Origin of the sequence: Sphingobacterium sp. UBA5996 (assembly GCF_002429765.1) — a bacterium.
Taxonomy (GTDB): domain Bacteria; phylum Bacteroidota; class Bacteroidia; order Sphingobacteriales; family Sphingobacteriaceae; genus Sphingobacterium.
In genome coordinates, this window is sequence record NZ_DJAS01000003.1 from 371308 (window position 1) to 396194 (window position 24887).

Below are 24887 nucleotides of genomic sequence, written 5' to 3' on the forward strand. Positions count from 1 at the left end.
TTTGGAGTAAGTTTTGATAAGTTTATAACCGTTTCTAACAAACTATTTTCTTTTAGTAATCTCCTGCGATAAAAGTTGATAGATTTGCTGTAAATCTGGTTTATTGCTAATAAATTGCAAATGTTTTTGCATTGTTGTGCTGTCTTGCCGGATGGCTGGTCCTGTCTGAACTGTTATCGGAATATGATTTTGAGCTTTTTCTGCCGTCTCCCGGATGATTGGCTTGATCAGATCAAAGGATAAGTTGTTTTCGTTGAGGAGCTCATACGCCATCTGATAGAGGATGTTCGAAAAATTATTGACCATGACCGAAGCAAGATGAATCGCTAAACGCTGGTGTGAGGTACAGTATATGCTTTGCGGGCTTAATTTGCGTGCGAGCTGGAGCAGCATTGCGCTATTTTCATCCGTATTACCCTCAACACAAAGCGGAACGGTGGAGAAATCGACTGCTTTATCTTTAGATAAAGACTGTGGTGGATAGATGACACCGGCGTTCTTAAATCTACTGAGTACGGCCAGATCTGTTGCGCCTGAACAGTGGATAACAATTCCTTTTAAGTTTTCAGGGAGCGTTTCTACTATCGGTATGATAGCTTGATCCGCGACTGCAATGAGGTAAAGGTCGGCATTTAAGTCAAGTTCAGACAGCTGGTCAATTGCCGCGCAATGAAGATCAAAGGCCAATGCGTCTGCATTGGCCTTTGTTTTACTATAGATCTCAACGATATGCTGTCCTATTTTTTGAAACTGTCGTGCGAAGTGTGTGGCTGCATTTCCGCTTCCTAAGATCACAATGTTCATTATTTCAATGCTTTTCGTTTTTCCTCTTTATTTCTTCTCACAATGGACATGATAAAGCCAATTGTCATGACAATTGTGCCACACCAGAAAAAGTTTATGTAAGGGAATTTAATGGCTTTAAATACGACCCATTTTTTTTCTGGAAGGGGTTTTTGATAAACCATAATTTCCAGTTTATCTTTGTCGGGCTTAATACCCGTAAATCTGAATTTAAGTCCTTGTTCATTGACATCTTTATTGAAGTCATAAACCCCGCCATCTTTAATAAGGTAGATAGGTTGTACCTCATATTGTTTGTTATCGGCGGAAAATACTTTTATTTTCAATCCAACCATGACATCATTGGGACCCTTTGGAATTTTCTCTAGGTGAGCTTCTTTATTTAGGCCTTCAATGACATAATAGCCATTACGATAGCGTAGCGTATCGCCGATATTTACCTGATATGTCGCTGGCTCCTCGTAGTCTTCGAAACCAGTTTTCTCTTCTGCCGAAACTTTCGCATGTGTAGCCTGACTTTCAGCTGCCGCAGCAGTAATCAGTGTATAAACATCATGTGTAATATAATGTTTGGTCGCTGGCGTGCCAATCAAACCACCCATTTTTGCATTGTTTTGAGCAAAAGGTTGCAGAACGAATTGCTCCTTTACTTTTCCCGTTTCTTCGTCGATTCGTTCATATTTTATTTTATAAAACGTATTTGGAGCAACGATGCTGTCGCCGATATAGGTGATTTTGTATTCGCCCATCTGTACCGGTTCACCCTCGGTCAAGAATAAATTTTCGCCGGGTTTCTCAACTTTGTCAAACCCTGATACAGCGATGTATCCTGTATTGTTAACAGAAATGACCTCGTTGGTTGCTGCAGCGATCATGGCACCGATCAGCAAAAGTCCGAAACCAATATGCGCTACGGAAGAGCCCGCAAGCTTCCATTTACCTTTGACAGCATCTCCCAATACGCGGATATTAGCCAAAATACAGAAAATACTTGCGAAGGTGATTAAAATATAGATCAGGTTGGTATAGGTCTTCGTCAAATAAACTACACCAGCGGTTAATATAAGAGACACGACCAATGATGCCACAGTAGACGCCAAAAACTTGCGGCTGTCGGTACGTTTATATTTTAAAAATTGCGTAAATCCGGTTAGGATCATAACGATAACAGCAAAGCCTGATTGCCATTTGTTATAATGTTGTATCGGATCTAAAGGCGGGGCTACTTTGGTTCCAAAGATCTTGTTAAATACCGGAATTGATGTTGAAGCGATGATCTGTGCACAAGCAACAGTTAATACCAAAGCGCCGATAAACATCCAGAATTCTCTTGAATAGATATCCTCATCCTTTTCTGTTATCGGCATTTCTTTCTTTTTAACTGTCAGAAATACCACCATGATAACTAAAAATACGACATTGAACAAAATCAGTTGTCCACTCATTCCCAAATCGGTAAAAGAGTGTACTGAAGTTTCTCCGAGAACACCACTTCGCGTGAGGTAAGAGGCATAAATCACCAGTACAAAGCTGATCATCGCTAAAAAAGTAGCGGTGAAGTAAGAATGGCCAGAATTTTTGTAAGCGACCATGACGTGTACCGCTGCAATCAACGTAAACCATGGAATAATGGATGCATTTTCTACGGGATCCCAAGCCCAGAAGCCGCCGAAGTTAAGTGCTTCGTAAGCCCAGAATGAACCCATGATAATACCAGCTCCTAAAATCATCACAGCAAATAGTGCCCAGGGAAGTGCAGCATTGATCCATTCCTTGTAACGTTTGGTCCAAAGGGCGCCCGTTGCATAAGCAAAAGGAACAATCATAGAAGCAAAGCCAAGGAACAGTGTAGGCGGGTGAATTACCATCCAGTAGTTCTGCAACAAAGGGTTTAGACCATTACCGTCTTTAAGTAGGGACAAATAGTTTGCTTCCTTTAGGATAGGGAAATCCATTGCATCGCGCAGGAGGATAAATGGAGAGCTTCCGATGCGTAAACCCAGTAACTCAATCCCTATAATCATCGAGGCTAAAAATGCCTGACACAACATCACGAAGGTCATGACGGACGTTTCCCAGCTTTTGGCTTTAAATAGTAATACTGCGCCTAATACGGTTTGCCAGAATGTCCATAGCCAAAAGCTTCCTTCCTGCCCTTCCCAGAAACTGGAAATGATATAATAAGTCGGTAAGTCTCTCGAAGAGTGTGCAAAAGCGTAATTATATTCAAAATAGTGATTGTAAATAATATAAAATAAAGTTGCGCCGACAGCTACGACTGAGACAGCATTAACCCAGAATGCGATGCGAGCAATTTTTTTCCATGAAGTTTCTTCAGGAGTTTTAGTCGCGAAAAAATAAGCGATACAAGATAAAAGTGCGGCACCAAAAGAAAGAACAATAAAGAACTGTCCGATCTGCCCGGGTAGCAGGTGCTCACCAACGTAATTAACGTCCATTGAAAATTGATTTTACGAATTAATTATTGAAAGCAGTCGCATTGATCTCGGTAACGACCGATTTATCGTTATATTTTGACGGACATTTCATTAAGATCTTACTTGCCCTAAACACATTTCCATCCATTTTACCGGTCAATACAATTTGCTCTGAACGTTCAATATCCTGAGGTTTGGCACCCTTAAAAATCACTTCACACTCTGTACCATCATTGTCGTACATGAAAAACGAGAATCTGTTGGCGTCGGTCTTAGGGTCATAATGAAGCGCTTTTTCCTTATTTAATTGACCTACCACGTACAGTTCGGTTTTCTTTTCCTTAGCTTCGGTAAATGTCGAATACGTACTTGAATCGGTGTAGATAACAAGTATCATGGCAATGGCGACAGCGATGATAGCGATTAGAATAATTGAACTTTTTTTCATTGTATTTACTTATTTATAAGTGTTTGATTCCATCGAAAACATAAATCGTTTCACTCGGTTTCGTTGTTCTTGGTGACGATGTTAACTGGGTAAAATATTTAGATTACTTCTTATAAAAATCCCGAATTTCTTACATTTGACACCTAATCGAATGCAAAATTACAAATAGATTCGCTAAGAAAGGAATAATGCAACTTTTCCATATTATTTATATCTATTCTAAATAGTTTAAATTAGTTTGAAAAATATGACGTATACCAATGCTTTTCAATAATTTGATGTATGATTTGCTTTTTTGGTTCCAATGATTTCGCGTGAATTTTACAATTGCCTGTTAATATGAGTGTTGGTTTGCGATCCTTAGGGCTCCTGTTGCCCCTTTTATCTTCGTGTTTTCTTGTGTTTGGGCAGGTGAAATTCCGTAATCAGGAACTTTCCATTCAAAACGATAATGATGTTTACCTCTTGGTGGGGCAGGATAGGTATTATACGAATGGTATCAATGTCAATTATCGCGTGGCAATACGGAATGGGAGCAACGCGGAGATCTCCAATACTGTATTGGACTTTGAACTTGGACAACGAATCTATAACGGTGTTAGCATGCTGGACTATCGTCGGCAAAATAGGACATATGACCGGCCTTTTGCAGGTTACCTTTATTTAAGCGCAGGTGCAACGCGGTTTCTAAAGGCGGATCAAGTTATAGAAGTAAAGGTGGAATTTGGGCAAATCGGCTCCAGATCGTATGGTGAAGAAGCACAGAAGTTTATTCATCATCTTTTTGGACTGTATGAGGCCACAGGTTGGGAAACGGAGTTGCGCAATGCATTTGGTGTGGATATGCAGGCTAAATATCTTAAAGGAATTTACCGGAATGATTCGCAGTCCTTCGATCTTGGCGTGATGGGAAGAGGTGTGCTGGGCATGAACAACACCAATATCGAGGCAGGAATTCCGATACGTGCAGGTAAACTCAAATCGTACCATGCTTCGACCTTTACCCGTGGACATCTGACGCAGGCCAGAAGTAACAACGAAAAGGAATGGTATTTTGTCTATCAGCCTAGTTTGACGCGGGTTTTTTATAATTCCACTATACAAGGGGGAATGGGGAAAGATGATCCGATTGGTGGATTATATCAGATTGAACCTTGGATGCTCAGTCATCGCGTCGGATTCAACTGGTCTGACCATAAGGTTAATTACGGCATTAATTATATTTTCAATTCCAAGGAGCTTAAGTCTGTATTCCATCGACATCAATACGGACAGTTATTCTTTGCCTACCGCTTTTAGTGCATTTGGCAAAGACCATTTCCACTGATATTAACCCATGGACTGACCTTGGGCTGAATAACTTGTATTTTCAGGTTTTAAACCTGATTTGCTACTACAGGATCTGCCAATTTTTGTCCGATTAGCCGAGTAGTAAGCATTGCCGCGACCGTATCGCCGGTCGCGTTGAGCATCGTCGCCAACGGATCTACCAATGTCGCAATGATCATAATTGAAGGAATGACCTCAGTCGGCATTTGATAAACCGATATGATGAGCATCTCACCGATATATCCCCCGTTTGGAATACCGCCGGCAACGATGCTGACCAACAAAGTGATCCCCACCGCCATGATCATATTGCTTGGTTCAAAGAACTCTTGTCCACTCAACAGCAGCGCAATGTAAATTTTAAAGATACAGGCGATGGCGGAACCATGTTTATGTAAGGTCGTGCCCAAAGGGATGACGACGCTGGCTACCGTATCGGGTATGCCAATTTGTTTTGCTGCCAGTAAGTTGGCCGGCATGGTCGCAAGACTGCTGCAGCTGCTGAGGGCAGTCAGCGAAGGTAAAATATTGTTTTTCCAATAGCGTTTGACACCTTTGAGCCCAGATGCAAGAAAGGCAAAAACACTAAATACTATGAAGAAGTAGAGTACCCCAAAGATATAATAGAGGCCAATGGGTTTGGCATAGAAGCCAAACAGCTGTGGGCCAAGGGTACCGACTTGATAGGCAAAGTAAGCGCCGAGACCTATCGGAGCCAGTTTCATGACCATGACCAGTAAATTGCCCATGACGGCATTTCCGGAGTTGATGAATTTTCGGAATATATCAGCGGAAGCGCCAGATCTGCGTGTGGCGATGCCTACTAAAAATGAGAATATCACAAAGGCAAGCATATTCTGCCGGGATAAGAGACTGGAAAATTCACTAACAGTCAGGAATCGAACCATTTTTTCACCCCAGGAATCATGAATGGCTGTATCCATGATATTGTTTGCCTGTTCGATGGCGAGCGGAGCGTCTACGGGAAATAGGTAGAGGAAGAATATGGTCGATACTCCTGCAACGACAATACCGAGAACAAATACGAATGACATCATGCCAATAATTCTGCCCAACACACTGTCACCTTCAATATTGGCGACAGATGAAGCTATTGCGAAAAAGACCAAGGGTATAACACTGACGAAGAGCAGGTTTAGAAAGATATCCCCAATTGGCTTAAGGTTATCCACAAAATGTGGGAAAAAGATGCCAATTAAACTTCCGATACTGATGCCAAGAAGCAGCAGTAAGATGCTGCCGTAGTTCTGTATAAAAGTTTTTGCCGAGTATGCCATTAGGTTCAGTGATTGTTTCGTGTTTACGGCGCTAAAATAATCTTTTTATCCATTATTTTCATTTTACGCTTTGATAAAGATTAATTGGAGTTTATTCGAACTGGCTTTTTATCTTTGAACGAATCTTCTGATAGCATACCGTCGCGGTTGCAGGGAGAAAGGTGGAATATGGAGGCGTTTTGTGTCGAGTGTGTCCGAAGATTCATGAAGACCTTATTGATGTCTTGTTGGGGGAGGGAGATAAGGTTATTAGATTTTTAATAATGAGTATGAGAAAAATGAATTTTGTAACGACCGGAGATGGCTCGAAGACATTGTACAATGCCGAGATCGGCGAATGTTATCATTCAACGCATGGGGCCGTACAGGAAAGTAAGCATGTTTTTATCAAAACAGGTTTGGATCACTATGTGCAAAAGACAGGGGCTTCGGATGTTGCTATCCTGGAAGTAGGATTTGGTACCGGACTTAACTTTCTTCAGACAGCCGATTTCATTCGGGACAGGCCATTTCAGATAGACTATGTAGGAATTGAAGGTTTCCCTTTGCCACTTACGACCATTGCCGAGACAGGATATAACGAGACCGTGAATCCAACTGTGTGGTCAGCTTACCTGAATTGCTATGAAGTAGCATTGCAGCAGGAGGTGCAAGTTCATGAACGTTTACGACTCACTATTGCTCATACTTTATTGATGGATTTTCAAACAGAAAAACAATTTGACGTCGTGTATTTTGATGCTTTTGCTGCCATACATCAGCCCGAAATGTGGAACGATGCGGCATTAGCACATGTCGCGCAATTTGTTAAACCGGGGGGAGTCTTTGTGACTTATGCGATTACGGGTAATCTTAAACGTAGTATGAAATCTTTGGGCTTTTCTATTGAGAAGGCTCCCGGCGCACCTGGAAAAAGGGAAATGTTACGGGCGACAAAACTTTAAGAAGCTTACTGTCCTATATGTCTATGGGAGAAAGAGAATATAAATTAGTATGCGCGCACTAAGACGGTTGGAATGAGCGATGGTATGTCGGTGACAGGTGATAGCAATAACTAGTTGGGTAGAAATAAAAATCAAAATGAGAATAGCACAGATCTTAGCTAAACAGAGTGAAACTAAGCTTACACAAGCTAAAAAACTCATCGTTCGTGAATTGGAAGAAGTTGAGGTAAAAGGAAATTTTGTGGCTTATGTAGATGAGGGGGAGGAATCTTATGATATTAATGTCCAGTTGGATAAAGAAGTTGTTGTCGGTCATTCTTGCGACTGTGGGCGTAGGGATAGTTATTGTATACATCAGATCGCCATACTTCTGATGCTCTCGTCAGAAAAGGAGAGCCCTTCAGCTACGAAAAAAAGCAGTAAGCCAGCCAAGGGAAAGAAGGTGAAGGAAAGTGAACAACTACTACTCATGTTAGAACAGGAAGTGTTAGCCTCCTGGCTGTTGGAGCTTTTCAAATCCAATAAAGATATTGAATTACAGTTTCTGATGAAATTCGGGAAAAATAAGCAGGAATATAAAGAGACAGATGTCGCTAAGATTTTAAAAGATACTGTTGTTTCAGTAGTAGGCAAGCGGAAGAAGATAGAAGCGTCAGAAGTTAAAAAAATAGTACAATTATGGGAAAAGGCACTTGAGCCTTTTTGGGAGTATTTAGCCTTGAATATAGGAAATGAAAAGATCATCCATCTGTTGTCGGCAGTCTACAATACTGTTTTAGATCTTGAATATAGCGTTTTCTATACCGGTACGCGTTTTAGAAAGTTTATTGAAACCGGAAATTTGAAAATCGCTGGAATCATTGCTCATGTTGATTCTGACATACAGTGGGTCGCATTGACCAATGCGTATTGGGATAAAATGTGGGCGGCGGAAAACGCACAGGGGGGTATGTTGGAGTTGTTTATACAGATCTATGAAAGTTCTTCCATAGAACGGAAACGTTTACTGGCCGACAAAATAAAAGATCTGATCATCTCCCTGTTAGAAGGGCGCTATCACATGTCCGTAGCGGTTGATAGCTTCTTTTTAGATGTATTGCTTGAGAATAATATGTTTGACGACAGTGCTGATTATTTTGTACCCCGCCAATGGGAAGCTAAGTATAATTTGAAATTAATAGAAGCAATAAGAGGTCATGATCCCAACAAAGCGATTGATTATTGCAACAGGGTGATCGCTGGCAATGTAAATTCAACTTATAATGATCCTTTTTTGGAGATTTTAGAGGACATATACGCGAATAGTGGAGATTTTAGCAAGCTTGCCTCTATTAAAATGGAAAAATTTTCAAGTGCTCCGAATATTGTTGATTACGTTTTTATCATGGATCATTCCAACGATGAAGAGCTCAATAAGAAATTTAGGACGAGGACATTGAGTATGCTTCGCAATAATATGGAATATGCAGGGTATGATGAGCTGTATTTCAGGATATTGGAATATGAAAAGAATTATAAAAAAATGCTTGAGGTGATAGATTATCGTGTTCGTCCTTCTGTACTGCTGAAATTTTGGAAATATCTTTATGCCCACGATAAGCTAAGATTCTTGCGTGCTATCGCAGCTAATGTACAGATTGATTATCGTACGGATCCATCCGCACTTGAACAACTGATTCTCAAGATAACCGATAATTATGAAAGCGATGTCATTAAGATATTGTTCAAGCCAGACGCGTGGTCGAGCCATCAACGAACTTTTAAGGCAATGGTCTATAGTAGATTGGAGAGTCTGAAATAATATTTATTTCTAAACTTTTTAATCAGGCTGAAATTGTTTAGCAATTAATTTTCATCGATCTCTAAAGTATATGCGGTAAATATGTGGGTTATTTATCGCAAAAAAGCGGAGAATAAACTGCTTATTCTCCGCTTTTCATAAACTTCGTGGATTTATATCATTAATTCCGTCTGATAACATTCCATATCAAATCGCTTTAGATAATGGATTATTGATTCTTTAGCAGCCTTTCTAAATACTCCACCTTAGCTTTTTCGGCTTCTAAAAGGCGTTCGTAGAGCCTTTTATTTTCTTCATATGCTTCGATGAGTTTATCAAGCGGATTAAAGTTCGGATGTATATTTATTGCATTTAGTGTAGATGTGTCGTGGCTTGTAAAAGTGTTATTTATAATATTAAACACTGCTTCTTCATCAAAATTCTCAATGGCTTCTGGCGTAACGCCTAATGCTGCCGCTACCTGAGCCAATACACTTACTTCTATCTCAGGACTACGTTCCATATTGGATACAGCTTGTTGACTTACACCTAATTCGAATGCTAAAGCTTCTTGTTTCATTCCCCTAAGTTCGCGGATACGACAGATTTTTCTTCCTATATGGTTTGTGGTGCTGGTTGTACTCATAAATCCAAAGTTAGCAAATATTAAGTGTTTAAGATACGAAATATCTTTAGATGGTACAAAACAAGAAATCCTAGTGTGATACAAACTATGCTAGGTATTTTACAAGTGGTTTTGGTTCGGTACGTAGATAGAGATGTGTTTATTTGTGCAAATCAAAATAGACTTGATATGAAGAAGAAAGGTAACGGTAGACATGTATCATAAGTATGCCGAAATCGACGAAATGTATGGTTCAAAGGTTAGAGACCTCAAATTGGATATTCCAAGTAATCTCAGAATGTTATGTGCGATACTCCATGTTAAAGTAGAAAAACTGTTAAACGACTTTATGTGGATGTTAAGCTATTCCCATCATAACTCAGCTACTGCTAAACAACGGAGGCTGCTAATAAATTTTTTCTTGCTTGCGAATATGGACTGCCTATGTATTCCAAAAAGCAGATCAATCAAATGTTTGGTTAACTAAAGGCTAAGCGGAAACACTAAAACAAATCAATATCGCTGATAAGGTAGAAAATAAAATGTAATATTATGGACAATTTATATCTCAAAAATCCGGAATGTGAATTAGAGCCCCAGTGGTTCTTCTTAGAGGGCGGAATAGTAGAGGCTTTTGAGTTTGAAAGCTTTGAGTCGTTTCGCGAAAGACTATGGAATTTATTCCAAGAACTAACATCCAGATCTCAAAAAACGGATGAAGAGCAGCGTCAATTAACGACGACTTTAGATAAACTTATTCTGCTCGTTAAGGGATGTCACTATTTTTTACACCATAAAAAGCGGTTGAACTATGAAGAAGAATGGATAGATATTAAATGGCTAAAAAACCCTTATCGCTGTTTGAAAAAATATCGGCATCAGGATGACGAAAAGCTCAATCATCATTTGGCACATTTCGATTATAACTTTACCCAGTTAAACCGAGAAGAGGTGCAAAACTTCACGGTGCCTTTCAGAATTTTTTTTTGCAAATGGATTTATCGTCTTGGCTGAATCTTTTTGATGATTACAAAGAATGTATAGCGAGAAATGAAAGTTTATATGAATGGACCGTAGATGATACTCCGCTAAAAACTTATGAGCATCTATTGAAGTTGCTAGAAGCCTGCATAGTCGCCTTTCATTGGGCAAATATGTGGATATGTGTACCGATTTTGGCATGAAACTGTACTTTGGCCCAAGAAGTGGTAAAGAAAATCTGATCCATTTCCTTTAACGGCCTATTTGCTGGGGAAAAAGTTATTCGCGATCTGGAATATCGTCCCACAGAGCGTAGTGGTGAACAGGAACACAATCGTAAAGTCATTTTTGACCTCTATTGTACCAGTGATGACAATAGTCATTTCATTATCGAAATGCAACAACTTCCCCAAGATTTTTTCCGTGATCGTATGGTTTATTACAGCTCGCGTCTTATACATACATTAGTTCCACGCGGACATAGCGGAAATACCTATGAGTTACCAGAAGTTTATTTCATTGGTATTCTTAATTTTGCATTGGATAACATTGATAATGATCGATACTATTATGATGTGGTACTTTGTGATCGTGAGAAAGGTGAACAGTTTTACGATAAGTTAGGCTTTAAACTTCTTTGTTTGCCTAATTTTCGCAAAGAGGAGGTTGAGATAAAAAGTTTTATGGACATGTGGCTTTATCTTTTCAAAGATATGTCTAAACTCAATGAAATACCGAAATTTTTGGATAAGCGTGTCTTTGGTCTTATCTTTGACATAGGAGAGGTGTCAAATCTAAATTCAGAAGATATGAAAGCATATGAATTGAGCCTTAAGGATAAAAGAGATGCGGAAAGCATTCGCCTTACAGCGGAACGTATAGGCATGGAAAAAGGCATTAAAAAAGGCATGGAAAAGGGAATAGAAAAAGGTCGGCAAGAGGAACGAGCGAAGGCTGAAGCTGAGAAGCGAATCTCAGCCTTAAAGATGTTGAAGAGCGGTTTTGATTCCAAGGTCATAGCTGATATTATAGGATTGTCAATTGAGGAGATTGAGAAATTGTAATAGCGTGTTTAATCGAATCGCCTCTTTGGTGATATCAATAATAAACAATTAAGGTATTTCTTTCTCTATAGTGCCTATGTCTATATTTTGCTTTTAAAATTCAATAATAAATGCACCGACAATTGCCGCAGGATGCAGATCTTTACTATTTAGCAGGGCATAATCTTCGCGAAATCTTTCATAGTATTCGATATTCATTCCAATAAGTACGGTCTCAGCATCTCGATCGTTCACATCAAATCGTAATTCTTCCAATTCAACAGTTCTAGGATCTGCCTGTAAGCTCAACGGAATTTGGTGTTTGTGGCTACGGACATAGATCTGTTTTTCGAAATTAAATACGACAATCATCAGATTTATCTTCATGAGATTACAGTGTTTTGGACGATGAATATCGTTTTGCATGTCAAATTTTGGGAACTTTATGGCAATTTGTTTTTTATCCAACAATTTTATTTCTGGATCAAAATGCATGTAGTCATGCATATGGCATTTGTCGTTGAATTGAAAGTTTACTATCCGATCGATCTTTCCGCCTCGAATCGTCTTTTCACCCAGAGGCGCTCTATTTGGGCGGGTGACTCTTTTCAACTGATTGATGAGGCGATTGTGCATATTGCTATCGTGCAATTTGAGGTGAACTTCTCCCATTACATGTCGTATGCGGGATCCTGCAGTACTCGCATGACCAAAATCTGTAGCAGCTGATTTTGTGCCCTTCGTTTGTTTTGTTTTACGCCCTGGGGCAGTCTGCACAATAGTTTTTTCATTTGATTTTCGAAAGACAAGGTTTCCAACCAAGCCTTTTAGATTTCCGTTCTCTAGTATAGCCATATTTTGAATTTGCAAATTAAAATACTGAAAGCCAAATAATTGTTTATTTTTGGGAGATTTGAAATTGGCTTTTGCCAACAATTATTAAATTCATAATAGCTAGTAAAAGCTTATTATGAAAATTGCATTGGCTATTTTTATCAGTGACGCGGGTAAGGATCTTTTTCGAATTTGGTATGGGTTTAAAACTGCTGCTTCAATGGAGGTTCGATGCAGCATCGTATCTGCTTCGATACCACTCCACCCCCTAGTCGAGATGAATCTGTGGTGAGCGCGACATGTGTCCGTGGTGAGTCCGAGTTAGACTCGGAGATAAGGCGGTAACAAGGCTGTTGGAAAACACTCTTATGTGCTAGCAAGTACGAATAAGGCCCGAAGAGGCCTCGAATAATTGTCGAAGGAGAATGAAATAGCGTATAGAACACGGACTCTCTGATTAAAAATAATAACGGTAAAACAGTATATAGGTTACCTATTGATATGAATTTACAATGGAGATTATATAAAAGCAAATATCTTCTTAAAAGCTGATACTACTTATTAACACAACAGATTTTGTTTATCAGTTAATTAACATGTTTATCCATATTTTATAGTCCACTTAATAATCGGATATAATTGTCAATATAGTGTTGTTTGTCCTTTGATTTATATTGTTGGATATAGCGGGGATGATCCAGAATAATCATCTCTCCAAATAATTTCTCTTCTTTGTTGATTTTTGCGAGGAAGGTTGCGTTTTTCTTTCCAAGGACAAATACTTCCTCTGTTTCGAGCCCCATAGCGATATGTTGTTTTAGGGATTCAACCATAAATGGCTTCACCATTTCAAAAAGCTGCTTATCGTCATAGTAGTTTGCATTGATCCAGTTGTTGGGATTTGTCTCACGGACAATTGCCAGTGGAAAAGGTGAATTGATATAAAACTGTTTGTAGAAAATACTTGGTCCTCCATAGGCTTCGATCATATCATACATGAAAACAGAGGATATTTCATGGGTATGTGCTGAATGCATTTTTATTCCACATGCGCTAGCTAATCTTTTCGTGTCGGTAAAAGGAACACCCGTTACTCCTGCGCCATGTCTGCTCGGATTAATGCCTATAATGAATTTTCTTTGTAAGTTATCCTGGTAAAATTTTTTGTAAAACTGTTCCATCACCACCAATGTCTCGGGATTATCGAGGTAGGGATTAATGACATTGAACCCTGAAGGTAGGTTTCCCTTATAATGAAGTTGTTTATTAAATAAAACTACTTTTTCCGCAAATGTCAACATATCGAGTGTGTTTGAAGACAGGATAATTTTTTAAAAAGTTATAAATAAAATAGGGCGCCATTTTGGCGCCCTATTTTATGCATTTATCAAGGCCACGATTAGTGACCTTGTGTACCGTCTACACCATGTGAGTGTCCATGAGACAATTCTTCTTCAGTAGCAGGACGTACAGTTAAGATTTCGATATCGAAATTTAATGTTTTACCAGCCATTGGGTGGTTTAAGTCAGCAACAACAATTTCTGGAGTAACTTCAGCTACCACAGCGCGGAATTGGTTTCCTTGGTTGTCTTGCAAAGGTAATACTTCTCCCACTGGAGGTAATCCTGTTTCTTTGAACATATCTACTGGTAACTGTGCGAATGCTCTTTCGTCTTTTTGACCGTAAGCATCATCAGGTGCCAATTCAAATGAAATTTTATCACCAATGTTTAAATCTGCGATGTTTTCTTCAAATTTAGGCAACATCATACCTACACCATATAAGAAATCTAAAGGTTGTTCTGCAGTTGTTTCTTCAACGAAAACTTTTTCACCGTTTTCTACTGTGTGAAGTCTGTACGTCAATGCTACGACGTCGTTTGCTTTTATAGCCATCTGATTTTGATTTTTGGAAGCCGAGGCTACCGTTTATTAAATATAATTTATTAACGCTTTTATTGAATCCTGAGGCAGACTGCAGGTCCTATTTTTACAAAGATAAGCTTTTGTCTCCTTTCCAACCCTATGTTTTAGAAGTGGAAGATTTTCTTCTGTACCGCCAAGAACAATTTTGTTTGGAATATAATATTGATCGAGCTCATGTTTAAAAGCCATCGCTTTATTACCCGTCAATGCAATTTCATTGATTCCATACCTTTCTTCTAGCAATAATATTGCCCAATTTGAATAGGCTGAACCATAAGTCTTGATTTGAGGGAATACATTCGCCAACAATTGGTCTGATATGGCGATATAATTTTCATCATCAAAAAGCAGACCTAGACGTTTCAGTTGACGGGTCATGGTTGATAAAGAAGATGGGATTACATTATCCATGATTTCGCTTTTTCGCGCGATGAGTTGCTCCGCTTCCGACGATGTATAATAAAAAGTTTTTTGCGATCCATCGTAAAATAAGACAATAGCTTTGTCAGCAAGCTGTCTTGCTTTGGTTAACCAATTGAAGTCAAATGTAGCCTCATACAATACTATGAACGCTTCAACCGTGAATGCATAATCATCGAGGAAGCCTGCAATCGCTCTATTTTTATCTTTTGGCTGATGCAATAATTGCCCATTGTTTTGGATAAGTTCATTACATATAAATTGTGCATTATTCAAAGCTAGTTCCAGAAAATGTATGTTGTCCAGACTGGTGTAGGCATCTACGAGTCCTTTTAAGAATAGGGCATTCCAAGAAGTCAATTGTTTATGGTCCAGTCCCGGGCGTACTCTTTTTTCGCGGAAGTCGTATAATTTTTTCTTTGAATCTTTTAGAAACTCTGCCCATTCGTCAGCTGACATATTGACCTTTGCAGCTAACTGATCTGCATTTATGGCGCAAATAGGAATATTCGTTTGCTCTTCCTCCCAGTTGCCCGATTCTGTAATATTAAAGTATTGACTAAATAAGCCAGCGTCTTTGCCCAGTACGCTATCAAATTCAGCTTTGGAGAATGCATAGTATTTTCCTTCAACACCATCACTGTCGGCATCAAGAGCGCTGTAGAAACCATGATTGGAGGCAAGCATCTCCCGTTCGGCCCAAGCAATCGTTTCTTCGATAATTCGTTTATAGAATGGATCGCGGTTTTGCTGATAAGCTTCCGCATATAAGGATAGCAATTGCCCGTTGTCATAGAGCATTTTTTCAAAATGGGGGATATGCCAGTAGTGATCGACTGAGTACCGTGCAAAGCCACCGCCAATCTGGTCATATATACCGCCAGATCCGATTTTTTTCAATGTAAAATGCACGTGGTTCAAGATCTCTTTATCATCTGAGAGCACCCCATATTTTAGAAAAAACAGCCAATTGTTTGGTAGCGGAAATTTTGGTGCTTTTTGATAACCGCCTTCTTTTTTATCGAAAGTTTCGGTCCATGGTGTTACAATTTCAAGTAAGTCTTCCCTGCTATACTGATCTGGAATGGAGTGGATAGGTAGTTTTTCAGCCCGTTGAATACCGTTGTTTAACTTTTCGGCATACTCGAACGCGACTTCGGGTTTCTCTTCCCACATTTGAGCAATTTGTAACAGGATGTTCTGCCAGTCGTGCGGTTTAAAATAGGTGCCGCCATAAATTGGGCGACCATCTGGTAAACAGATACAGTTCAAAGGCCATCCGCCCGCATTCGTCATCAATTGGACAGCTAACATATAAACTTGGTCAATGTCGGGGCGTTCTTCACGATCGATTTTGATCGAGACAAAGAATTTATTCATGGTCTGGGCGATGGCAGAGTTTTCAAAACTTTCGCGCTCCATCACATGACACCAATGGCAAGCGGAGTAGCCAATGCTTACGATTATCAGTTTATTTTCGTCTTTTGCTTTTTTTAAAGCTTCCGGCCCCCAGGGCATCCAATCTACCGGATTGTGTGCATGCTGTTTAAGGTACGGTGAATTTTCAAATTGCAATTGATTCGCCATAAGACGAAGATAGTGAAAAGCCTCCATGATGGAGGCTTAAATATGTTTTTTAATATTTGGGCTCTGTAACGACTAGATCAATCTACATAGCGTTCCTCCTGATGTCAGCAAATGAATGCCTCTACTGTAATTTCTTATGATAACTTGTATTCAAGTTCATTTTTTATCAGATCATGCATATAATTTTTTTCGAATGATTAATCAATTATTTGTATAAGATCGGCACAATTGCCACTGAGCATCTGAAAGGTAAAACCGGTATCGAGTTTTATTTCTGCGCAGGATGATGTCCGTAAATAGGCTGATTTTCGGGTTAAGTATTCGACCAAATCGGTCAAAGTGGGATTGTGTCCAAAGAGCAATACATGGTCGATATGATCGGGAATTGTATTGATAATAGATAGCATATGTTTGAATGTGCATTCATATATCGTTTCTTCAATTTTAATGTCAAAAGAAGATGAACCCATTACCTCTAAAAAAACACGTGTTGTTTGGAGCGCACGATTTGCAGGGGAACTGATTACCATAGCGTTTTCGCCCAGAGTCAATTTAGCTGCAATTTTAGCAGCCACTTGTTTTGCTTGCTGTATTCCGTCTGAGGTAAGTGCTCGGTCAAAATCATTTATTCCCGGAATGGTTTCGGCTTTGGCATGTCGGATGATATAAAGTTTTTTATTGTTGTCCATGATTGAATTTTTTGATTCTTTTTTCGTATAAATATTAACGCTCGTTGCCGCGGTTCATTGTGTCGGTGCAATTGCAGGCGTGAATAAGAGTACAAATAATAATACAGGAAGTTTTTAAAAGTATGCAGTTAGTGAACAGTTTACTTTCCTCCATGGATGTGTTGAGTGTCTTGTCGAGAATAAAGACCTTTGATGTAAATTAGATTGCTAATGGCGAAGTGAATGTCTTGGAATATAAGTTTTTAAAATGATTTCGGAGTGTTCTCATTTCATCAGTTTCAAAAGGGAAGTAGTTGTTTTTTTTTGATAAAAATATGTTAATTTTGCAACGAAAAAAATACATTTGTATGTTGTCTGCTTATTTTATTTATTGAAAAACATTATTGGCCTAGTAGCATTCTCTTGTTTCTATCGTTTAATTTTTATTTATGAATCGTAATTTTTGGATACTTCTATTTGGAAGTATTTTCCTTTTGGCCTGCAACCGTACAGCGGATTTTTTTGCGCAAGATGTTGAAACTCCGATTTGGACTGTTGATCCCATTGATTCGGTTGTTTTTGACAATGATGAGGGGATTGTCAATATCCATACCGTCGCTGATGCTAATTTTAAAGGGCTAAAAAATGCTGTCGATTTTATCGATATCTCTGGCGCAAACGCTAGTTATTGTCATCCAGATGTTCTTTATTTCCCAAACAAATTAAATGGTTACAAATATTGGATGGTTTTCACGCCTTATTTTGGAGCAGTTGGGACCAATCAGAATTCAAAGAAATTTGAAAACCCAAGTGTTGTTGTATCAAATGACGGTCTTGACTGGGTAAATCCATCCGGACTAACCAATCCAATCATGAATGCCCCATTTCCGACAGAAAGTTTTGGTGAAAACAAGGTTGATCCGATCCAGGGATTTTGGTCGGATGTCGATTGGGTATACTTGAATAATCAGTTCTATCTTTATTATAGAGGCAGTTTTATCACTGCGCAGTCATTGAAAGGTAAATGCGTTTTAAGTAATAGCAATTTTGACCGATTAAAGCAAAATGCACATCGAACTATCGTACAGCAAACGTCAACAGATGGTATAAAGTGGTCGAATTTGAATATTGCTTTTACAAGTAATCCACCCTTTACTCCCAAAGATGATCACCTGTTATCTCCTTCCTTTATCCATGACGGAAGTGAATTTTTAAGTTATGAAATTGAGCTGAATCTCGGTCCCAAGAGTTTTAAGGGTAAGGATCCGTCTTATGTTATTCGTAGAACTTCCGGAGATGGAATTAATTTTACAGGTTTTCGGGAAAGCAAAATCGTCAATTTTCTTAATAAACCGTGGTTGAGAGTCGGAAATGGAAATTCTCCATGGCATATCCAGGCAACATATGCTGATGGATATTACTTTTTATGTATAGCTGTTGGTGAAGTGAAAAAATATACAGCAGAGTTATTATATGTTGCTTATTCGAAAGATGGTTTGAATTTCAAGGTATTACCAAAGCCACTGTTGAAAAATAATGCCTATAGAAGTTCCATTTTTCCAATGGGAAGCAACGAGTCGTTGATTAAGATGGGGGCTTTGATTGGCAATAAATCTGGGGAATTCCGTTATCGGGAATTTACGTTAAACAAAGATAAAATCGAGCAATCGTTAAAATGACAATATTTAATATATCATTACTGTTACTATTTTTGTATATTAAATGTCAATGATGGGAAAAAGTGGTATTACGGAGCGGACTTCTCGCGTTGCTGTGTCGGTGGTAATACCGGTGTACAATGTCGAAAAATATTTGGATGAGACCATTCAAAGCGTACTTAAGCAGGAATTACAGGATTTCGAAATTATTCTTGTCAATGATGGCAGTACGGACTCGTCTGCTGCAATATGTCAAAAGTATGCTTCTTTAGATCCGAGAATTTACTTTTTCGATCAGGAAAATGCTGGCGTTTCCGTAGCGAGAAATAATGGTTTAAGTCACGCAGTAGGAGACTATGTCTATTTTTTGGATTCCGATGATACCATTGATTCGGCATTTTTATTGGAATCTTTACAACTTGCAACTCAAAAAAAACTGGATCTCGTGGTTTTAGGGGAACCCTATTGTTCCCGGGCTCCACGTTTGGCTGCCGTACCGACCTGCGGATTGCTGATCAAAAAGACCTTACTGGACACATATCCCGATATTCGTTTTCCAGAAGGAATCCAACCCTGTGAGGATGGGTTGTTTTCGCATCGTCTTTTTTTGATGACCGATAAGATCGGATTCAATCCGGCGGCAGTGTATTTTTATAGACAGCACGAGAATCAAAATCATACGCAAATTAATCGACAGACCAATCGCTTATTGAAACAGATCCCAATATGGTTAGAACTATTGAAGGTGTTTTATAAGGAACATGACCTCTTCGCTTCAAAAGGCTTAAAACTAGCTCTATTTGTAGAACATGAACCTTTTGAGTTTCGTTATTTAAAAATGGCATTTAATGATCTAGAGAAGGAAGAGCTATTTAAGTTATTGCAAAATTTTATGCAAGAATATGTAAGCCCACACCTTACCAAAATAGATAAAGAAATATTAACGGTGCCTTTTAGCTATTTTTTAGAAGCTCGAGATCACAGGGATTTTGATGAATTTTACGCAGGTTATTGTAAAAAGAGAGCTGAACAATTAAGGAGGGGCTTATTTTGGGTAAGGTTTATTCCAGTTGCTGGTTTAAGAAGAAAAGTCCGTCAAAAGATCAGAAATAAGTATCTCGACGTATGAAGATTTTGCTAATACAACATTTATATTTTTTAAATGGAATAGGAGGAACGGAAAAAATATGTTCTACGCTAGCGAATATACTAAGTACAAATGGGTATGAAGTTGAGATTGCAACCAATGAGAATATAAAAGGCTCCCCAGTTTTTCCGCTGCATAAGTCGGTGAAAGTGACGAATATCTTTGACGCTAGTTTGGAGCAGATGCTCGAGCTTCCTATATATAACTATAAGGGGCCGAATCCATTTTTATGGTTGAAATACAAGGCTCTCAAAAAATATACCAAGTGGTATAACCGCCTATTGAAGCAACGGATGGGGGGAGAAGCTAAATTATATCAATATAACTTACGAAAGCGGGCGATTTTATGGAAAGATTATATCGACGGGCTAAAGCCGGACTTGATTATTACAATGTCCATTGGCTCACTTCTGGAGATCACTTATGGAAATACACTGTCAATCCCCATTATAGATTCTGTCAATGGAAGACCTGATTACGACTATACCAATGTCCTAGGCGGGAGAGAAGCATATATGGTTGATTTGTTAACGGCTAGTTTCGATCATCTGAATGGTATTCAGATCTTATTTGATAGCTATCGGGATTTCCTACCGTCGAATTTTTCTGGACAATGCGTCGTTATTGCCAATCCAATTCAGCAGGTAGATCCCCATGATTTAGTGATGCATGACTGTATCAAGGAAAGATATAAGATTATCCATGTTGGGCGTTTGGATACCGAATGCAAGCAGCAACATCTTGCTATTGCAATTTTTGCTGAGTTGGCAAACAAATATCCCAAATGGGATTTGGAGTTTTGGGGGATAGGTCCAGACTTTGATCGATTGAATAATCAAATTCGCGATCTTGGATTATCTGAACGGGTTTTTCTTCGTGGATTTAGCGAAGATCCTTTGATAAAGATGCGAGATGCTGACATTTTTATTTTCCCCAGCAAATATGAGGGGTTTGGATTGGCCTTGGCAGAAGCCATGTCAGTAGGCCTGCCTAGTATCGGCTTTTCAACTTGTTCCGGGGTAAATGAATTGATCAAACACAATCAAAATGGTTTTTTAGCATTGGATGAGCAGGAGATGGCGCTGTATCTCGAACAATTGATTATGAACCCTTCACTACGTTCGAGGTTTGGCGTTCAAAGCAATTTGGCAATAAAGGCGTACAGTTTTGAAAATATGACTAAAGGGTGGTTAAATTTAGTCCGGATCGTCATAAAGAATGTTGAGACGAAGGAGAGAAATGATTAGATTTGATGCCCCCATCGTATTTATGGATAAATTGCATTATGAATGATTTATTTATAGGGTATTAATCCTTCAAACTAGAAAAACTCAAAGGGAATGTGGCATTCCCTTTAAATAATTCGTATTATTTATTATAAAAGTAATCAGTGCTTTTTATCTATTCAAAAGAATAAATGCAAACAATAAAGAAAAAGAGAATATTATATTTTATGCCTGAAAATCCTAACAGTTCGAAAGCAGGCAATTTGACTAGGTGTAAGCAGTTGTTAACTTATTTTAATACGATAAGTGTAAATTTTGAAATTGATTTTGTATCCTCAATTAATTGGGGACCAAGAGATGAATCTATTTTTCATTCCGAATTTCCCAATATTAACCTGATTATTTTACCTTTTAAATCTTCCAAAAAAAATAGAATTAGTTATTTCTTTGGTGACAAATTGCAAAAGGAGATAAAAAATATATTTCACTCAAATTTGGTTGATCGTGTTTCGCCGTCCTTTCAAAGAAGATTTGAAAAGGTTTTAAGCGCTCATAGATACGATTATATTATTATTAGCTATGTTGAATTTGGAAGTTTGGTAAAGAATTTGATAGGGCCTTATACAATTTTAGATTCGCATGATTTTCTGACACTGCAAAATAAGACAAAGGAAAAGGAACATTTTTCAATGCGTCAGTTAGGTAAAATGTTTGGAGCTGAGTTGTCTACCATGGCTTCTTTTAACGAGATATGGACATTTTCAATTGAGGAAAAATATATTTTTGAACAGTTTGCTGATAAATTTGTACGATTAATCCCAGTTTCAATGCCATTGCCTGTTATTCGGGAGTGCGAAAAAACGATTGACTTAATTTATGTAGCAAGTGACAATCCGCACAATGTGTCAAGTATGAAGTGGTTTTTAGAAAAGGTATTTCCACTACTTACGAATGTTGAACTGCATGTTATTGGCAAGATTTGTGTGCATATTCCCACATTGAAAAATGTAATAAAACATGGATTAGTGGATGAGCTTGCAGGCTATTATGAACAAGCTAAAGTTGCTATCTGTCCAATGCTTTCAGGAACAGGAATCAAAATAAAGGTTTTGGAAGCATTATCTTTTGGCATTCCCGTTGTAACAAATCAACGTGGTGTCGATGGATTGTTTAATAAATCAGATAATGGATGTCTTATATCACTGGATGAACAGGCCTTTGCTTCTAATATAACAGAATTGCTTCAGGACGATCAATTTCATAAGAGAAAATCGAATCAAGCCATTGAATATATGAGAAATAATCATACGGTGAAGAAGGAGTATGAGGTCCTGGATGCTGTGTTTAACAATGTATGAATAAATGAAAATCTCTTTAATAATATCTACTTATAATTGGCCGGAGGCGTTGGCATTATGCTTGGAAAGTGTATTGCATCAAAAGGTTCTTCCTGATGAAATACTTATTGCTGATGATGGGTCTGGAAAGGAGACAGAACGAGTTGTAGCAGAATATAAAAATAAGTTTAATATTCCTTTTATTCATATATGGCATGAAGACGAGGGCTTCCAATTGGCGAAAATCAGAAATAAGGCCATCGCTAAAGCCTCATCCGACTATATTGTTCAAATTGATGGTGATTTAATTTTGCATCCCTATTTTATTAGGGATCATCGAAAATTTGCTCGAAAAGGATCTGTGGTACGTGCCAGCCGTATCTACCTTGATCGGGAGTTTTCTGAGAAAAAATTGACTAAGCGTGATACAAAGGTAAATAGGTTCGATAAAGGAGTCTCGAACTTATTCAGTGCTTTTCGTTTTCAGTTATTATGGAAATATTTTGAATTTAATTATAAAAATAAAGGCAACGAACGTTGGGAGATTCATGGGGCCAATATGGCGTATTGGAAAGAAGATGCCATTCGTGTGAATGGTTACAATGAAGACTTTAAAGGCTGGGGACCGGAAGATAAAGAATTTGTCGCTAGACTCTTAAATGTCAACGTAAAAAAACGCTTCTTAAAATTCGGCGGCATTGTGTTTCATATCTGGCATGCGATAAATGCAAAAGAGAATTTAGGTAACAACAATTGTTTGTTTGCAAAAACAAAAAAGCTAAATTTGACCTATTGTGATAACGGTATTGATAAATATCTGAAATCATCTGATTAGCACTTACGATTTTACAGCTATTTTTTGGAAACTTCGATAATTATTACAACGTATAATAGGCCCGATGCATTGGAATTGGTGCTATTGTCTGCATTAAATCAAACAGTTTTGCCGAGTCAAATTATTGTTGCAGATGACGGTTCTGATGATAGAACAAGACAGCTGGTCCATCGTTATGAGCAGATTTCTGAAATTCCAATCTCCAATGTATGGCAGGAAGATTGTGGTTTTCGCGTCGCACGTATTCGAAATCAAGCGATAGCCCAAGTGAAATCACCCTATGTTATACTCGTTGACGGTGACATTCTTATGGCACCAAATTTTATTGAAGACCATCTAAAACTCGCCAAAGTAGGACATTTTATTCAAGGTGGAAGGGTCTTACTAAATCAAGCATTAACATCTAAATTGTTAACTGAGTCGAATCAACTAAGGTATCCGAATATGTTTCAGGCGGGATTCGAATCTGGTCGGTTTGAAAAGAGAATAAGTAGTTTTCGTAATCTTCTTTTAGCACGATGGACTGCGAAAAACCTAGCACATAAAAGAAGCAAAGTACGCTCATGTAATATGTCCTTCTACATGCGCGATGTTCGTGCAGTGAATGGTTTTAATAATCTTTTTGAAGGCTGGGGCCGAGAAGACAGTGAATTTGTGGAACGTTTATTCAATTATGGACTCAAAGGGCAACTAATCAAGTTTGCTGCAATTGGGTATCATTTATATCATAAGGAGGCGTCTAGAAAAGCACTACCACAAAACGATCATTTATTAGAAAAGACAAAATTAGAAAAGCTGACATCCTGTGCTGACGGACTTTCTAGTTTCCTATAGTTATTCATTATCATGGGAATTCCAAAAAATATATTTCAAACATTTAAGGATAATAAGATTCCTTGGCTTACGAAGCTCTATATTCGCTCATTTTTAAAAAAGAATAAGGATTATTCGTATGAGTTCTATGATGATCAACGGGTGAGTGACTTCTTTGCTGAACATTTTGATGAGCGCATTAATAAAGCTTATCATCGTCTTCAGATAGGGGCCGCCAAAGCAGATTTTTTTCGCTATGCTGTTTTATATATATATGGTGGTATTTATATAGATTTAGATAGTGATTTGTTAGTCTCTATCGATAAATATCTAAATAGCGATGACGTTGCGGTAATAACGCATGAGAACAATAGGAGCCTGTATGCACAATGGGCACTTATCTTTGATAAAGGACATCCTTTTTTAAAAAGAACGATGGAGCTGATTGTGGATAATATTGAACAGAATCGATTTCCACATGATGTACATGCGATGACAGGACCAACAGTTTATACATTAGCGATTAATGAGGTTTTGAAAGAAAATCCGAATGTAGCGTATCGCTGCATTGAAGATGATTATAAAGGATTACTGAAATTTAAGTATAAATTAGGTAAACTCATGATTTATAAAGACAAATCTAACCATTGGAAGAAACTACAACTGCGTATTCCTGTTGTAAAACCTGATACAGACTTTTAGGCTTATTTATTTTAAGGGAGAGTTATTTTTACTTATTTTTGAG

General features: G+C 38.3%; 22 protein-coding genes. 12 read left to right on the forward strand and 10 right to left on the reverse strand.

Going from position 1 to position 24887, the window contains the following annotated elements:
* Positions 1–42: 42 nt before the first annotated feature.
* Genes B3E00_RS02610 through B3E00_RS02620 form a run of 3 tightly spaced genes read right to left on the reverse strand, consistent with a single transcriptional unit; the run spans position 43 to position 3690 of the window.
* Positions 43–804: a Rossmann-like and DUF2520 domain-containing protein gene (locus tag B3E00_RS02610; protein ID WP_293936733.1), complete on the reverse strand. Its 762-nt coding sequence runs from the start codon at positions 802–804 to the stop codon at positions 43–45.
* Positions 804–3263, reverse strand: a complete 2460-nt coding sequence (locus B3E00_RS02615) for a heme lyase CcmF/NrfE family subunit (protein ID WP_293883729.1) — start codon at positions 3261–3263, stop codon at positions 804–806. The genes B3E00_RS02610 and B3E00_RS02615 overlap by 1 nt, the downstream gene beginning before the upstream one ends.
* A 19-nt stretch (positions 3264–3282) precedes the next feature.
* On the reverse strand, positions 3283–3690 hold the full coding sequence (locus B3E00_RS02620) for a cytochrome c maturation protein CcmE (RefSeq protein ID WP_209580469.1): 408 nt from the start codon (positions 3688–3690) through the stop codon (positions 3283–3285).
* 339 nt (positions 3691–4029) lie between these two features.
* On the opposite strand from B3E00_RS02620, the gene B3E00_RS02625 reads away from it, so the two are divergent.
* Entirely contained in the window at positions 4030–4989 is a 960-nt protein-coding gene (locus B3E00_RS02625; RefSeq protein ID WP_293883731.1) for a lipid A deacylase LpxR family protein, read from the forward strand.
* 77 nt (positions 4990–5066) lie between these two features.
* Here the strand turns inward: B3E00_RS02625 and B3E00_RS02630 are convergent, their stop codons facing one another.
* Positions 5067–6317, reverse strand: coding sequence for a dicarboxylate/amino acid:cation symporter (locus B3E00_RS02630; protein WP_293883733.1), 1251 nt, complete (start codon positions 6315–6317; stop codon positions 5067–5069).
* A 278-nt stretch (positions 6318–6595) separates the two neighbouring features.
* Here B3E00_RS02630 and mnmD point away from each other — a divergent pair, with 278 nt between their 5' ends.
* Both mnmD and B3E00_RS02640 read left to right on the forward strand, forming a co-directional pair.
* Positions 6596–7261, forward strand: a complete 666-nt coding sequence (gene mnmD, locus B3E00_RS02635) for a tRNA (5-methylaminomethyl-2-thiouridine)(34)-methyltransferase MnmD (RefSeq protein ID WP_293883864.1) — start codon at positions 6596–6598, stop codon at positions 7259–7261.
* 136 nt (positions 7262–7397) lie between these two features.
* Positions 7398–9062 (forward strand): SWIM zinc finger family protein, encoded by a 1665-nt coding sequence (locus tag B3E00_RS02640; RefSeq protein WP_293883735.1) that lies wholly within the window; start codon positions 7398–7400, stop codon positions 9060–9062.
* Between the two features lie 208 nt (positions 9063–9270).
* Here the strand turns inward: B3E00_RS02640 and B3E00_RS02645 are convergent, their stop codons facing one another.
* Positions 9271–9687, reverse strand: a complete 417-nt coding sequence (locus tag B3E00_RS02645; protein WP_293883737.1) for a helix-turn-helix domain-containing protein — start codon at positions 9685–9687, stop codon at positions 9271–9273.
* Positions 9688–10218: 531 nt separating this feature from the next.
* Here B3E00_RS02645 and B3E00_RS02650 point away from each other — a divergent pair.
* Positions 10219–10680, forward strand: coding sequence for a hypothetical protein (locus B3E00_RS02650; RefSeq protein WP_293883739.1), 462 nt, complete (start codon positions 10219–10221; stop codon positions 10678–10680).
* 212 nt (positions 10681–10892) lie between these two features.
* The gene (locus tag B3E00_RS02655; protein ID WP_293883866.1) at positions 10893–11711 is read left to right on the forward strand and encodes an Rpn family recombination-promoting nuclease/putative transposase; all 819 of its coding nucleotides are present in this window, start codon (positions 10893–10895) and stop codon (positions 11709–11711) included.
* 93 nt (positions 11712–11804) lie between these two features.
* Here the strand turns inward: B3E00_RS02655 and B3E00_RS02660 are convergent, their stop codons facing one another.
* From B3E00_RS02660 to B3E00_RS02680, 5 genes are all read right to left on the reverse strand, one after another.
* Positions 11805–12545: a hypothetical protein gene (locus B3E00_RS02660; RefSeq protein ID WP_293889597.1), complete on the reverse strand. Its 741-nt coding sequence runs from the start codon at positions 12543–12545 to the stop codon at positions 11805–11807.
* A 590-nt stretch (positions 12546–13135) separates the two neighbouring features.
* The gene (locus tag B3E00_RS02665; protein WP_293889598.1) at positions 13136–13825 is read right to left on the reverse strand and encodes an SMUG2 DNA glycosylase family protein; all 690 of its coding nucleotides are present in this window, start codon (positions 13823–13825) and stop codon (positions 13136–13138) included.
* Between the two features lie 98 nt (positions 13826–13923).
* The gene (locus tag B3E00_RS02670) at positions 13924–14421 is read right to left on the reverse strand and encodes an FKBP-type peptidyl-prolyl cis-trans isomerase (RefSeq protein WP_209580491.1); all 498 of its coding nucleotides are present in this window, start codon (positions 14419–14421) and stop codon (positions 13924–13926) included.
* Positions 14422–14457: 36 nt separating this feature from the next.
* Positions 14458–16458 carry a thioredoxin domain-containing protein gene (locus tag B3E00_RS02675; RefSeq protein ID WP_293889631.1) on the reverse strand — a complete coding sequence of 667 codons (2001 nt, stop codon included), beginning with the start codon at positions 16456–16458 and terminating at the stop codon, positions 14458–14460.
* A 197-nt stretch (positions 16459–16655) separates the two neighbouring features.
* Positions 16656–17147 (reverse strand): SixA phosphatase family protein, encoded by a 492-nt coding sequence (locus tag B3E00_RS02680; RefSeq protein ID WP_293936736.1) that lies wholly within the window; start codon positions 17145–17147, stop codon positions 16656–16658.
* Between the two features lie 428 nt (positions 17148–17575).
* On the opposite strand from B3E00_RS02680, the gene B3E00_RS02685 reads away from it, so the two are divergent.
* The 7 genes from B3E00_RS02685 (at position 17576) to B3E00_RS02715 (ending at position 24844) form a co-directional block, all read left to right on the forward strand.
* Positions 17576–18805, forward strand: a complete 1230-nt coding sequence (locus B3E00_RS02685) for a hypothetical protein (RefSeq protein ID WP_293936739.1) — start codon at positions 17576–17578, stop codon at positions 18803–18805.
* A 49-nt stretch (positions 18806–18854) separates the two neighbouring features.
* Positions 18855–19913 carry a glycosyltransferase family 2 protein gene (locus B3E00_RS02690; RefSeq protein ID WP_293936741.1) on the forward strand — a complete coding sequence of 353 codons (1059 nt, stop codon included), beginning with the start codon at positions 18855–18857 and terminating at the stop codon, positions 19911–19913.
* Entirely contained in the window at positions 19910–21178 is a 1269-nt protein-coding gene (locus B3E00_RS02695) for a glycosyltransferase (protein ID WP_293936744.1), read from the forward strand. The genes B3E00_RS02690 and B3E00_RS02695 overlap by 4 nt, the downstream gene beginning before the upstream one ends.
* Positions 21179–21348: 170 nt before the next feature.
* Complete coding sequence (locus B3E00_RS02700) at positions 21349–22515, forward strand: glycosyltransferase (RefSeq protein ID WP_293936747.1); 1167 nt, start codon at positions 21349–21351, stop codon at positions 22513–22515.
* 4 nt (positions 22516–22519) lie between these two features.
* Positions 22520–23329, forward strand: a complete 810-nt coding sequence (locus tag B3E00_RS02705; RefSeq protein WP_293936750.1) for a glycosyltransferase family 2 protein — start codon at positions 22520–22522, stop codon at positions 23327–23329.
* A 24-nt stretch (positions 23330–23353) separates the two neighbouring features.
* Positions 23354–24163, forward strand: a complete 810-nt coding sequence (locus B3E00_RS02710; protein WP_293936752.1) for a glycosyltransferase family 2 protein — start codon at positions 23354–23356, stop codon at positions 24161–24163.
* Positions 24164–24175: 12 nt separating this feature from the next.
* Positions 24176–24844: a glycosyltransferase family 32 protein gene (locus B3E00_RS02715; protein WP_070561253.1), complete on the forward strand. Its 669-nt coding sequence runs from the start codon at positions 24176–24178 to the stop codon at positions 24842–24844.
* Positions 24845–24887: the final 43 nt, after the last annotated feature.

Coding starts and splice junctions, on each gene's coding strand:
- B3E00_RS02650 (WP_293883739.1), top strand. CDS start 10,219: ATGGACAATTTATATCTCAAAAATCCGGAATGTGAATTAGAGCCCCAG.
- B3E00_RS02685 (WP_293936739.1), top strand. CDS start 17,576: ATGAATCGTAATTTTTGGATACTTCTATTTGGAAGTATTTTCCTTTTG.
- B3E00_RS02640 (WP_293883735.1), top strand. CDS start 7,398: ATGAGAATAGCACAGATCTTAGCTAAACAGAGTGAAACTAAGCTTACA.
- B3E00_RS02660 (WP_293889597.1), bottom strand. CDS start 12,545: ATGGCTATACTAGAGAACGGAAATCTAAAAGGCTTGGTTGGAAACCTT.
- B3E00_RS02695 (WP_293936744.1), top strand. CDS start 19,910: ATGAAGATTTTGCTAATACAACATTTATATTTTTTAAATGGAATAGGA.
- B3E00_RS02665 (WP_293889598.1), bottom strand. CDS start 13,825: ATGTTGACATTTGCGGAAAAAGTAGTTTTATTTAATAAACAACTTCAT.
- B3E00_RS02630 (WP_293883733.1), bottom strand. CDS start 6,317: ATGGCATACTCGGCAAAAACTTTTATACAGAACTACGGCAGCATCTTA.
- B3E00_RS02645 (WP_293883737.1), bottom strand. CDS start 9,687: ATGAGTACAACCAGCACCACAAACCATATAGGAAGAAAAATCTGTCGT.
- B3E00_RS02615 (WP_293883729.1), bottom strand. CDS start 3,263: ATGGACGTTAATTACGTTGGTGAGCACCTGCTACCCGGGCAGATCGGA.
- B3E00_RS02670 (WP_209580491.1), bottom strand. CDS start 14,421: ATGGCTATAAAAGCAAACGACGTCGTAGCATTGACGTACAGACTTCAC.
- B3E00_RS02680 (WP_293936736.1), bottom strand. CDS start 17,147: ATGGACAACAATAAAAAACTTTATATCATCCGACATGCCAAAGCCGAA.
- B3E00_RS02620 (WP_209580469.1), bottom strand. CDS start 3,690: ATGAAAAAAAGTTCAATTATTCTAATCGCTATCATCGCTGTCGCCATT.
- B3E00_RS02625 (WP_293883731.1), top strand. CDS start 4,030: ATGAGTGTTGGTTTGCGATCCTTAGGGCTCCTGTTGCCCCTTTTATCT.
- B3E00_RS02700 (WP_293936747.1), top strand. CDS start 21,349: ATGCAAACAATAAAGAAAAAGAGAATATTATATTTTATGCCTGAAAAT.
- B3E00_RS02690 (WP_293936741.1), top strand. CDS start 18,855: ATGATGGGAAAAAGTGGTATTACGGAGCGGACTTCTCGCGTTGCTGTG.
- B3E00_RS02675 (WP_293889631.1), bottom strand. CDS start 16,458: ATGGCGAATCAATTGCAATTTGAAAATTCACCGTACCTTAAACAGCAT.
- B3E00_RS02610 (WP_293936733.1), bottom strand. CDS start 804: ATGAACATTGTGATCTTAGGAAGCGGAAATGCAGCCACACACTTCGCA.
- mnmD (WP_293883864.1), top strand. CDS start 6,596: ATGAATTTTGTAACGACCGGAGATGGCTCGAAGACATTGTACAATGCC.
- B3E00_RS02715 (WP_070561253.1), top strand. CDS start 24,176: ATGGGAATTCCAAAAAATATATTTCAAACATTTAAGGATAATAAGATT.
- B3E00_RS02705 (WP_293936750.1), top strand. CDS start 22,520: ATGAAAATCTCTTTAATAATATCTACTTATAATTGGCCGGAGGCGTTG.